Here is an 11,232-nt window from a genome sequence, read left to right on the forward strand (position 1 = left end):
ACAGAATTTTCACCAAAATCTTTTAACCGATTGATAAACAAAACTGTATACTCAATAAAAATTTCAAACTTTTTTCAGCACCCCATGCCCGAAAACGAAAAAGGTGCCCGATCTACGATCAGACACCTCTTCGCTATTGCGATTTTAACCTTAATTACGATCCACAAGCTTCGCACCCTTCCGGATCATCGAGAGAGCATTGCATGTCGGAGCGATTATCACGCGGCGCGACCGGCTTAGCGTGTTCCTCCGCGTACTGCACGTAGTTGAGCTCCTTTTCGGCCACCACAGCAGTAGCAGGTTCCAGTTGCGGCTCTGCTTGCTTGCTCACGGTGAATTGTACCGGGTCAGATGCCGCGCGGGTACGCAGGTAGTACATACCGGTTTTGAGCCCCTTCTTCCATGCATAGAAGTGCATCGAAGTCAGTTTGCCGAAGTTCGCTTCTTCCATGAAGATGTTCAGCGACTGCGACTGGCAAATGTAAGCACCGCGGTCCGCTGACATATCGAGCAGGCTGCGCTGTTTGATCTCCCATGCCGTTTTATAGAGTTCCTTGATATTTTGCGGGATATTCGGGATGGCTTGTACCGACCCGCTGGCGCGAACGAGGTTGTTTTTCATTTCCTCGCTCCACAGGCCCAGGCGCACGAGGTCTTTGAGCAGATATTTATTCACAACCACGAATTCACCCGACAATACCCTTCTTACATATATATTGGAAGTGAATGGCTCGAAGCATTCATTATTACCGAGGATCTGGCTCGTAGATGCCGTCGGCATCGGTGCAAGGAGCAACGAGTTGCGCACACCGTTTTGTACCACTTCTTTCCGCAGCTTCTCCCAGTTCCAGCGCTTACTTTCCGGCGTCACACCCCACATATCGAATTGGAACACGCCTTTCGAGATTGGACTGCCTGCCCAGGATTCGTACGGGCCGTGCTGTATGGCAAGCTCCATCGACGCCTCCATTGATCCGAAATATATCGTTTCGAAAATATCTTTGTTCAATTGACGTGCCTCGTCGGAGTCGAATGGCATACGCATCATGCAGAATGCATCGGCCAGGCCTTGCACCCCGATACCGATCGGACGGTGGCGTTTGTTGCTCTTCTCGGCTTCGGGAACCGGATAGAAGTTCAGGTCGATGATCTTGTTCAGGTTGCGCGTTACCACTTTGGTAATCTCGTACAACTTTTGGTGATCGAAACGCATGAAACCGTCCGCGCCTTGCTCTACAAATTTCGGCAATGCGATAGAAGCTAGGTTACAAACCGCTACTTCATCAGGAGCTGTGTACTCGATGATCTCCGTGCAAAGGTTAGAAGACTTAATGGTACCCAGGTTCTGCTGGTTGGACTTGCTATTGGCGTGGTCTTTATACAACATATATGGTGTACCTGTCTCGATCTGCGATTCCATGATCGCGAACCATAGGTCCTGCGCCTTGATAGTCTTGCGCGCTCTTCCTTCGCGCTCGTATTGCTCATACAGTTTTTCGAACTCCGCGCTGTGCGTATCCGCCAGTCCCGGACATTCATGCGGGCAGAAGAGGGACCAGGTATCATTCGCTTCCACGCGCTTCATAAACAAATCCGGAATCCACAATGCATAGAAAAGGTCGCGTGCGCGCTGCTCTTCTTTACCATGGTTCTTTTTCAAATCGAGGAAGTCGAAGATATCGGAATGCCATGGTTCTATATAGATGGCAAAAGACCCTTTGCGTTTGCCGCCTCCCTGATCTACGTAACGCGCAGTATCATTGAACACGCGAAGCATCGGAACAATACCGTTCGATTGCCCATTCGTTCCTTTAATATATGTACCCGTCGCGCGGACGTCGTGAATGCTCAAGCCGATACCACCCGCCGACTGCGAGATCAATGCGCAGTTTTTGAGGGTATCATAAATACCATTGATGCTATCCTCCTTCATCGTGAGCAAGAAGCACGACGACATTTGCGGCTTCGGCGTACCTGCGTTGAACAGGGTAGGCGTAGCATGGGTAAACCATTTTTCTGATAGCAAATGATAGGTTTCAATCGCCGCTTGCACGTCTTCCTGGTGGATACCGATCGCCACTCGCATGAGCATATGCTGAGGGCGCTCGACAATTTTCCCTTCAACTTTCAGTAAATACGACTTTTCGAGGGTTTTATAGCCGAAATAATCGTAGGAATAGTCGCGGTCATATATAATAGTAGAGTCGAGCAGCGATGCATTCTGGCGAATCACCTCGTAGACCTCCTTGGAGATCAACGATGCATTTTCACCGGTTTTGGAATCTATATATGTATAAAGACGCTTCATTGTAGCCGAAAACGACTTCAATGTGTTCTTATGGAGATTTGAGATAGCGACGCGGGCAGCCAGGATTGCGTAATCAGGGTGCTTGGTGGTCATGGAAGCTGCGGTTTCGGCAGCGAGGTTATCCAGCTCGGCAGTGGTAACACCGTCGTAAATGCCGGAAACAACCTTCTTGGCTACTTCCACGGGCTGAACATAAGCAGCGTCCAGGCCGTAGCTCAGTTTCTCTATGCGGGCGGTCACCTTGTCGAATTTTACGGATTCGCGGCGACCATCACGCTTTATGACATACATAGACATAAGTAATGTGGTGTTTGATAGAACGTTAGTGATGTATATTCTTGGAAGATCAGTCGGAGATGACTTTAAAAATCTCTTGAAATAACACTAAAGAAATCAGATTCGCAATCAGGATTTATCTACAAAACCATGCCTTATCAGCATAGTCCAAATTACTAAATTGTTAAGAAACTAATACCTAGTTGTTTACGGAAAGCTTACACTAAATTGTTTCAAAGAAAAAAAATTCAGAAAAATGCACTTCAAATTTTGCAAACTTTTTCAAAGAAAAATTTTTGCCAAAGAAAGATTGACATGACAATAATTGCTGAAAATCAACGATTTAATATCGGTCATACTATTTATAATAATTCTAAACTTGTAAACTTTGTAAAACATAACACATTTCGTTTCAACACAAAATAGCAATCAGTAGCCATAAAATTTCAAACATATGAGCACAATTATCGAACAGGCCGACAGACGGACATTCCTTAAAACTACCTCCGGAATCGTCGCCGGCCTTGCCATGGGCGGATCACTAACCGGCGCCATGGCCAAGGCCACCGGAAACGCCGCTTATAGCATTCCACTCGGCGTGTATGCGGCCTACGACAAAGCTGACTTTTTACGCAAATCGGGGTGTGCCTACATTGAAGAATCCGTAGCGGGTTTCTTAATTCCCGAGGGTGGCGATCCCGGCTACGAAAAAAACCTCCAGCAACTCAAGACCGAACACTTTCCTATCAAATCTTACGTGATCCTCCTGCCGGCAAGTTTGAAAACACTAGGCCCGGAAGCGAATCACGAAGCAATCCTCCAAAGAACGGAGACCGTCCTGAAACGCGCCAGGGAGTGCGATTCGCAATTCGTCGTGTTCGGAAGCGGTGCTTCAAGAATCATACCCGAAGGCTTCGATCGCGCAAAGGCAAAGGCTCAGCACATTGAATTAACCCAAAAAATGGCGCCGATGGCCGAAAAGTACGGGGTTACCATCGCCGTAGAGCCGCTGAACCGCGGAGAAACCAATTTTATCAACAGCCTGGCTGAGGGCGTCGAGATCGTAGATGCCGTGAAAAGTCCTCGCGTGAAGCTGCTTTGCGATATATATCATATGTTAAAAGAGGACGAACCGGCGTCGGAGATCGTTAAATATGGTAAGCACATCGTGCATTGCCACATTGCCGAGAAAGAGAAGCGCACACCACCGGGTGTGAAAGGCGACGATTTCAGAGCCTACCTGGCAGCATTGAAGAAAATCGGCTATAAAGGCGGACTTTCCATCGAATGTTTCGTGTACACCGATTTTGAAAAGGAGGCAAAACGCGGCGTCGAGGTACTCAAACAGCAACTTAGTGAGGTCTAGCGCGTTAATTTTCGCCGTATTGCATTAATATTAAAAAAGATAGCGTTTCAATACTTGATTTACAAATCTGGATTTTTTACTTTTGCAATCCTTTTGGAAATCGTATAGAAACAAATAATACCATATACCAATGAAAAAAGATATTCATCCCAACTATAGAGAGGTAGTTTTCTGGGATCTATCAAGCGACTTTAAATTCATTACTCGCTCTACCATAGACACTAACGAGACTATCACTTGGGAAGACGGCAAAACCTACCCAGTGTACAAAGTCGAGGTGTCTTCTCAGTCACACCCTTTCTACACTGGTAAAAACGTACTGGTTGACACAGCTGGTCGCGTTGACAAGTTCAGAAAGCGTTACGGAAAATAAGCAACGCATTGGCTTTTTCCTGTGTGGTCGAACACATCAGGAGAACAGAAAAATACGATGGCAGTCTCCCGACAAATATGTCCGGGAGACTGCTTCTTTTTTTGCCGTAACCAATAAAATGCCCGAACTTTGGCAGGCACATACGACTTAATTTATGCCCAGTACCATTCTGTTCGACGATCCCAAGATTAGAATCCAGCTTTTACCTTTTACCTATACAAGACCTGTCGCCGGCATCCGGTGCGGCATCCATACACTGGCCGAAAAGTGGGCCGACAGATGCCACTCCACGGTCTCATTCCAAACAGAAGCTTATCTCGCCACCAAATACCCGGAACATAACTCCGGAGACAACCTTTATATCAACGGTGCATTATGCCCGGATGATCACCTGACCGGCATTGTCAAAGGCCTGCCGCACGGCAATGCGCTTGTTTCCAACAACAGTGAAATCCTCGCAGTACGATCGCATTCGGCATGGAAAGCTTCGGATGGCACCAACGGACTTTCAGTAGTGAAATACTCGGAGCCTTTTACAATGATCCGCAATGTATGGGATATTTTCGGGCAGAATGGGGCGCAAATCAAAATCGACTATGAACGCATTGCTTCCCTTAGAAAATCGGTAGGCATTACCGATCCTTTTACGCATTGCTACAAACCGGAGAATATATTTGTAGAAGAAGGTGCGGTAATCAAAGCGTCCATTCTGAATGCAGAGAACGGGCCTATTTATATTGGCAGAAACGCATTGATCCAGGAAGGATCGATGATCCAGGGGCCATTTGCAATCGGTGAAAACGGGGTGCTGGCGCAAGGAACGAAGATTCGCCCCAATACTACCGTTGGCCCGTCGTCCAAAGTCGGCGGGGAAGTGAGTAATTGCGTGGTTTTAGGGTACAGCAACAAGGGCCACGACGGCTACCTGGGCAATTCCGTGCTGGGAGAATGGTGTAACCTCGGCGCCAATACCAACAATTCGAATTTGAAAAACGACCACACGAATGTCAAGCTGCATAGCTATGCAACGAATATGCTCACCGACACCGGCTTGCTCTTCTGCGGGTTGATGATGGGCGATTATTCTAAAGCGGGAATTTCGACCATGTTCAACACCGGAACGGTTGTCGGCGTAAGTGTGAATGTATTCGGTGCCGGGTTCCAGAACAAGCACGTCCCATCGTTCACCTGGGGCGGCGCGGCGGAGGGCTGCATAGAGTATCGTTTCGATAAGGCCGTGGCGGTAGCAAAAGATACGGTGAGCCGCCGGGGCATCGCATTCGGGCAGACCGAGGAAGATATCATGCGTGCCATTTTTAAAAACACGCGCGGCCAATAGGCGTTTTTACTCACCCATTAATTGATTTAAATCGTGCTTTTCAGAGATATTCCAGGACTTGAAAATATTAAAGCGACATTGCGCCGCTCGGTCCGGAACAGCCATCTGGCCCACGCCCAGCTTTTTGATTATCCCGCAGGCGGAGCAGGGCTGGCAATGGCCCTGGCATTCTCTACCTACATTAACTGCGAAAACAGAAACGAGGAAGACGCTTGCGGTGCCTGCGCATCCTGCATGAAAATGAGTAAGCTCATCCACCCCGATTTCCATTTCATATTCCCCATAGCCACTTCCAAAAAAGTGGATGGCAAAACGAGTGAAGCATTCCTGCCGCTCTGGCGCTCGTTTTTGCTGGAAAACCCCTACCGCGTCCTCCCCGACTGGCTCGACCATATCGGTGCAGACAACAAACAGGGTAACATTTCAGTAGAAGAAGCGCGCGGGATTTTGAGAAAATTGTCGGTAAAGGCCTATGAAGGCGAGTACAAAATCCTGCTGATCTGGAAGGCCGATATCATGAATGCGGCTTCTTCCAATGCGATTTTGAAAATTCTGGAAGAACCGCCTGAAAAAACATTGTTCCTTTTGGTAAGTGATCAATCCGATAAGTTACTGACGACCATCATTTCCCGGACGCAGCGGATTACTATTCCCGCATTCACCGATGCGGAAATCAAAACCTACCTGAAACAAGGCGATGTGACCGACGCCTTGGCCAGTCAGGTAGCGTTCCTGTCCGACGGGAACATGGCCGAAGCGTTGAAACTCGTTCAGGAAGAGCAGGATGACCGCTCGTCATGGTTTGCCGACTGGATGCGCTCTTCTTACAAATTCGATGTTTCGCATTTGGTGAAGCTCGCCGATAACTACGACGTCATGAGCAAGGAAAAGCAAAAAGGCCTGCTCGAATATGCATTGCGGCTGTTCAGGGATATGCTCGTGTGGAGCCACGGCGCAGGAGAGCTTTTGCGCGTTCCGCAGGAAGAGCTTACTTTCGTACAGAATTTTTCCAAAACCGTCAATTTTGAGTCGATGGAAAGGATGATCGGGGAAGTAAATACGGCCTATTACCACATTGAGCGCAATGTGCGGGCCAAAATGGTGTTTCTGGACCTGTCACTGACGGTCGCCCAGTTTTTCCAGCGCAGATGAAACGTCCTTTGGAAATTATCGGCGCGACCGATATTGTGGATTTACCGGAGCTGGGCTGGCACAATGTGCCTGTGCGTGTGGATTCGGGCGCGGCGACATCCGCTATCCATTGTTCCCGGGTGAAGTTGATAGAAAACGAAGGGTGCAGGGAACTCCACGTGTACCTTGATGCCAAGCGTGGCGCACCTCCACATTTCTTTATAGTAACCGATTTTAAAGAAACCGTGATCCGAAACTCCTTCGGGAAAGAAGAAAAACGGTTTGTGATTAAGACACCAATCAGGCTTTTCGGCCGGAAAATACGTACCGAATTTTCGCTGGCCAACCGGCAGAAAATGAGTTACCCCATACTACTCGGGCGAAAATTGCTCAAAAACAGGTTCATTGTGGATGTCTCCCAAAAGAACCTGTCAGCGGCAAGGCATTCGCTGACACCAACTCGTTCCCAAAAATTACCTCAGAACTAGACCGGAGCACCAAGACCAGGGCGTAAAACCCAACCTCCACATTTTCTAAAAACATTTTTATGAAAATCGCCGTATTATCCACCAATCCGGACCTGTATTCAACCAGGCGTCTGGTGGAGGCAATCAAACAAAAGGGACACGAAGCAGTTGTGATCGACCACGTCAAATGCTTTGTCATGATCGAGGGCGGTAAGCCAACGGTCGTCTACAAAGGCAAGTCCGTTACGGGCATCGACGCCGTCATTCCCCGCATTGGCACGTCGGTAAATGCATTCGGCTGCGCGGTAGTGCGTCAGCTCGAATTAATGAAAGTATTTACCACCGTCAAATCGCAGGCCATCCTGCGCTCGCGCGACAAGCTGCGCAGCATGCAGGTCCTCGCGAAGGCCGGTATCGATATTCCAAAGACCGTTTTTGCCAAAAATCCGGCGCAAGTGAATGAGCTCATCCATATGGTGGGCGGCCCGCCGGTGATCATCAAACTGCTGGAAGGTACACAGGGCGTGGGCGTTGTACTCGCCGAAACGATTAAAGCCGCCAAATCGACCATTGAGGCATTCTACGGCTTGCGGGCAAACTTCCTGATCCAGGAATATGTGGCAGAATCGAAAGGCGCCGATATCCGCGCATTTGTGATCGGCAACAGGGTAATCGCCGCCATGAAGCGCCAGGGCGCCGAGGGCGATTTCCGCTCCAACCTCCACCGCGGCGGCTCCGGCTGTATGATCGAGCTTTCACCCGAAGAGGAGCATACGGCTATTGCAGCGGCAAAGGCTTTAGGTGTGAAAATAGCCGGCGTCGATATGCTGCAATCCGAGCGCGGGCCATTGGTTATGGAAGTCAATTCTTCCCCGGGCCTGCGGGGTATCGAGGAAGTAAGCGGTATCGACATTGCGTCGCTGATCGTGGCTTACATTGAAGACAAAATCGTTACTGATGAGGGCGATACCGTCGGGGTTTGAGTTTTGAATGAGTGAATGATTGAATGATTGACCGGGTCGCCGGGGCGATGATTGAATAAACTGCTGCTTAAAAATCAACGGGTACGTGAATCTGCGGGAGTAGTGCTTCCAGATTTTCCTGTGATTTCCGGAACTCAGCCTCCATTTTATCTTTTTTGAATAGCTGGAACGCCAGCTGCTTTAATGGATTCTTTTTCAGATAGTATTCCAAAGTGAGGCGCGTGCGGTTTTCGGCCAGCTTTTCGAGTACGAAATAGAGCGTGTTGGTGAGCTGTTCGTCCGATTCGCTGAAAATGATGCGGGATTCGGGGTCATAGGTAAAACCGCTGGCATACATGATCGTTTCGCCGTCTTCTCGTATGCGCCGGTGGCGCGAGCCAACGCCCGGCAGGAAATGGTCGAGCTCTTCAATGGATTTCACACCGGCCTGCCAGCGGTGCCGCAGTTCCAGGTGGCCGGTGGTGAAGAACAGTTTTTTGATATCCGCATCATATTCCTTCGAAACCGACAGCACTTGCACCTTGTCCTTCGGCTCCAACAGGGGCGGTTCGTAGGGAGGAATGCTGGCTTTCAACGGGCCTATCTGGGTATACTGGAAAGGAATCTGCTCGGTCTCGGTCGTTTTGGAGCCGGGGTACCATTGCATCCAATCCGTAAAACCATCCGGCTTCTGTCCCTTGAGCAGGTTCTGGGTTACCAGCCAGTACTCGTGCTGGTCGATTTCGTTTTTGAGCAGCTGGTGCGCTACGATAATGTCTTTCCCAATCAGTTTCCTGAAATTCTTGACCTGGTAAGTGGTAAACTCTCCATAATGCGTCACCACTTTCAGAGTAAGATTCACCGCCGAAACGCAGGCCTTGCATTGGCAAAAGCGGCGGTTGTCGTAGGCAATGAGATATTTGTGAAAATCGCAGAACATCCGTTCCACCTGCCTGTACAGCGCTTCCAGCTCCGGTGCCTGGCCGAATTTGAAAAACAATATCGCGTCCCCCTCTATCTCCGAAATCTCTAACCCGATCTGGTTCGCATTCACGAGCGTTTCGAGCAATTCCTGTATAATATGCCGGCCATGCTCGATCTCCGTTTCATGCATAAACCGCGTAAACCCGCTGATGTCGGGAATGAATATCAATCCTTTATTTTCCATGGTGCTCATTTTGATTGGGTTAATTTACGGGGAATTCGGCAATCTTTCACTGGTTGATTTGAGAGTATCTCCATAACTTCGCCGTTCGAAAGCAGCTCGCTGAAACTGTCTCATCCAACGTTCCATCTAAATAACGTAACCAAAATGGTAACAAATCACTTATCTTTGTTGGAACGATGCGCATCATCGCTGTACAGACATTACGCCATTACATGAAGGTTTATCCAAAAGCAGAGCAATCGTTGCTTGCCTGGAACCAGGAAGTAGAAGTAGCTAGCTGGGAATCGCCTAATGCTTTGAAAGTACATTATCGAAATGCATCCGTCTTAAGCCAGAAACGGGTGGTGTTCAACATCCACGGGAACCATTACCGGCTGATTGTTGATATTGAATACAGACTAAAAATCGTCTTTATCGTCTGGTTCGGGCCACATATTGAGTACGATAAAATTGATGCAAGAACAATTAGCTATGATCGGACCCATCAAAAATAACGAGCAATACGACAAGTACCTGGCGCGCATTTATGAATTGATGCAAACCGAAATCATACCGGATTCGAAAGAGTCGGATGAGTTGGAACTGCTTTCCATTCTAGTGAAGGACTATGAGAACGCGCATTTCCCGATTCCCAAACCAAACCCGCTGGAAGCGATCCGCTTTCGATTGGAGCAAATGGGTATTTCGGAAAAAGAACTCTCTGAAATATTGGGGTACCGATCCCGAAAATCTGAAATCCTCTCCGGCAAAAGAAAATTGAATTTAAGTATGATCCGCAGGCTTAATGAGAAGCTTCATATTCCGGCGGAGATTTTAATACAGGCCTACTAATAAACATTTCGGCCTTATATTGTACAAACAACCATGCATATAAAAATAGGAACCCGCGGTAGCAAGCTCGCGCTTTGGCAGGCATATTACGTCGAAGAGCTGTTGCAGAAGGGCGGGATTGAGACGGAGATCGTTATTATTGAAACGAAGGGCGACAAGATCCTCGATCGGTCGCTTTCGAAAATCGGTAGCAAAGGTGTTTTTACAGAAGAACTGGAAGACCAGCTCCGCAGCAGCGGCATCGATATTGCCGTGCACAGCGCGAAAGACCTGCAATCGCAGCTGGACGATGCATTTGAAATCATCGCATTCACCGAGCGCGAACACGCAAACGACGTGCTCGTAAGCCACGATACCACATTATCGTTGAAAAGCGGCGAGTCGTTCACGGTAGGAACGTCGTCCACGCGCAGGGTGGCAGTTTTGAAACACTATTACCCGCATATCAAGACGGTGGATATGCGCGGCAATCTGCAAACGCGCCTCCGCAAGTTGGAGGAAGGCCAATGCGACGCGCTCCTGCTCGCATATGCAGGCGTGCACCGCATGGAATACGACGACAAAATCGCCGAGCATTTACTCCTCGACGAATTTACCCCGGCAGTAGGCCAGGGCAGCGTCGCCATTGAATGCGCGGTTTCACTGGATGCCCAGAAAAAAACCAAATTGAGAGAACTACTCAACCACGAACCTACCGAAATATGCCTGCTGGCAGAAAGGGCATTCCTGAAACGCCTGCAAGGCGGTTGCAGCATTCCGGTATTCGGAATGGCGACATTGCACGATGAGGAAATCCGGATGACGGGCGGTATTATCAGCCTCGACGGCTCCGAACTTATCCGCAGAGCAGAAAGCGGCGGACATGCGTTTCCACAGGAACTGGGCACATCATTGGCAGAAGAATTGCTCGCAGCGGGCGCCGACCGCATTCTGGCAAGCATTAAGCAGCAAAACAGCTCCCTTTGAGATATTATTAAAACAAGAGAAGCCCGGTTGAGATCAGCCGGGCTT

The 11,232-nt window shown here is 48.9% G+C and carries 11 protein-coding genes; 9 read left to right on the forward strand and 2 right to left on the reverse strand.

Going from position 1 to position 11,232, the window contains the following annotated elements:
• Positions 1–154: 154 nt before the first annotated feature.
• Positions 155–2,599, reverse strand: a complete 2,445-nt coding sequence (locus tag AC2YIT_RS29625; protein WP_487281574.1) for a ribonucleoside-diphosphate reductase subunit alpha — start codon at positions 2,597–2,599, stop codon at positions 155–157.
• Positions 2,600–3,038: 439 nt separating this feature from the next.
• On the opposite strand from AC2YIT_RS29625, the gene AC2YIT_RS29630 reads away from it, so the two are divergent.
• From AC2YIT_RS29630 to rimK, 6 genes are all read left to right on the forward strand, one after another.
• Positions 3,039–3,950, forward strand: a complete 912-nt coding sequence (locus tag AC2YIT_RS29630) for a sugar phosphate isomerase/epimerase family protein (protein ID WP_487281575.1) — start codon at positions 3,039–3,041, stop codon at positions 3,948–3,950.
• A gap of 130 nt (positions 3,951–4,080) precedes the next feature.
• A complete protein-coding gene (locus AC2YIT_RS29635) occupies positions 4,081–4,323 on the forward strand; it encodes a type B 50S ribosomal protein L31 (RefSeq protein ID WP_019945104.1) in 243 nt (80 codons plus the stop codon).
• 154 nt (positions 4,324–4,477) lie between these two features.
• Entirely contained in the window at positions 4,478–5,662 is a 1,185-nt protein-coding gene (locus AC2YIT_RS29640) for a putative sugar nucleotidyl transferase (protein ID WP_487281576.1), read from the forward strand.
• Between the two features lie 33 nt (positions 5,663–5,695).
• The gene (locus tag AC2YIT_RS29645; protein WP_487281577.1) at positions 5,696–6,814 is read left to right on the forward strand and encodes a DNA polymerase III subunit; all 1,119 of its coding nucleotides are present in this window, start codon (positions 5,696–5,698) and stop codon (positions 6,812–6,814) included.
• Positions 6,811–7,281, forward strand: a complete 471-nt coding sequence (locus AC2YIT_RS29650) for an ATP-dependent zinc protease family protein (RefSeq protein WP_487281578.1) — start codon at positions 6,811–6,813, stop codon at positions 7,279–7,281. Before AC2YIT_RS29645 ends, AC2YIT_RS29650 begins: the two co-directional genes overlap by 4 nt.
• Positions 7,282–7,340: 59 nt before the next feature.
• On the forward strand, positions 7,341–8,243 hold the full coding sequence (gene rimK, locus AC2YIT_RS29655) for a 30S ribosomal protein S6--L-glutamate ligase (RefSeq protein WP_430851603.1): 903 nt from the start codon (positions 7,341–7,343) through the stop codon (positions 8,241–8,243).
• A 67-nt stretch (positions 8,244–8,310) separates the two neighbouring features.
• On the opposite strand, the gene AC2YIT_RS29660 is transcribed toward rimK, so the two are convergent.
• Positions 8,311–9,399 carry a DUF2652 domain-containing protein gene (locus AC2YIT_RS29660; protein ID WP_487281579.1) on the reverse strand — a complete coding sequence of 363 codons (1,089 nt, stop codon included), beginning with the start codon at positions 9,397–9,399 and terminating at the stop codon, positions 8,311–8,313.
• 167 nt (positions 9,400–9,566) lie between these two features.
• On the opposite strand from AC2YIT_RS29660, the gene AC2YIT_RS29665 reads away from it, so the two are divergent.
• From AC2YIT_RS29665 to hemC, 3 genes are read left to right on the forward strand one after another with little or no spacing between them, the layout of a single operon-like run.
• Positions 9,567–9,884 carry a type II toxin-antitoxin system HigB family toxin gene (locus AC2YIT_RS29665; protein WP_430851599.1) on the forward strand — a complete coding sequence of 106 codons (318 nt, stop codon included), beginning with the start codon at positions 9,567–9,569 and terminating at the stop codon, positions 9,882–9,884.
• Positions 9,862–10,221 (forward strand): helix-turn-helix domain-containing protein, encoded by a 360-nt coding sequence (locus AC2YIT_RS29670; RefSeq protein ID WP_430851597.1) that lies wholly within the window; start codon positions 9,862–9,864, stop codon positions 10,219–10,221. The genes AC2YIT_RS29665 and AC2YIT_RS29670 overlap by 23 nt, the downstream gene beginning before the upstream one ends.
• Before the next feature lie 33 nt (positions 10,222–10,254).
• The gene (gene hemC / locus AC2YIT_RS29675; RefSeq protein WP_487281580.1) at positions 10,255–11,187 is read left to right on the forward strand and encodes a hydroxymethylbilane synthase; all 933 of its coding nucleotides are present in this window, start codon (positions 10,255–10,257) and stop codon (positions 11,185–11,187) included.
• The last annotated feature ends 45 nt before the right edge of the window (positions 11,188–11,232 follow it).

It is taken from the genome of Dyadobacter sp. SRI_021, from assembly GCF_057586235.1.

Coding starts and splice junctions, on each gene's coding strand:
- AC2YIT_RS29640 (WP_487281576.1), top strand. CDS start 4,478: ATGCCCAGTACCATTCTGTTCGACGATCCCAAGATTAGAATCCAGCTT.
- AC2YIT_RS29650 (WP_487281578.1), top strand. CDS start 6,811: ATGAAACGTCCTTTGGAAATTATCGGCGCGACCGATATTGTGGATTTA.
- AC2YIT_RS29630 (WP_487281575.1), top strand. CDS start 3,039: ATGAGCACAATTATCGAACAGGCCGACAGACGGACATTCCTTAAAACT.
- AC2YIT_RS29660 (WP_487281579.1), bottom strand. CDS start 9,399: ATGAGCACCATGGAAAATAAAGGATTGATATTCATTCCCGACATCAGC.
- rimK (WP_430851603.1), top strand. CDS start 7,341: ATGAAAATCGCCGTATTATCCACCAATCCGGACCTGTATTCAACCAGG.
- AC2YIT_RS29635 (WP_019945104.1), top strand. CDS start 4,081: ATGAAAAAAGATATTCATCCCAACTATAGAGAGGTAGTTTTCTGGGAT.
- AC2YIT_RS29625 (WP_487281574.1), bottom strand. CDS start 2,599: ATGTATGTCATAAAGCGTGATGGTCGCCGCGAATCCGTAAAATTCGAC.
- AC2YIT_RS29665 (WP_430851599.1), top strand. CDS start 9,567: ATGCGCATCATCGCTGTACAGACATTACGCCATTACATGAAGGTTTAT.
- hemC (WP_487281580.1), top strand. CDS start 10,255: ATGCATATAAAAATAGGAACCCGCGGTAGCAAGCTCGCGCTTTGGCAG.
- AC2YIT_RS29670 (WP_430851597.1), top strand. CDS start 9,862: ATGATCGGACCCATCAAAAATAACGAGCAATACGACAAGTACCTGGCG.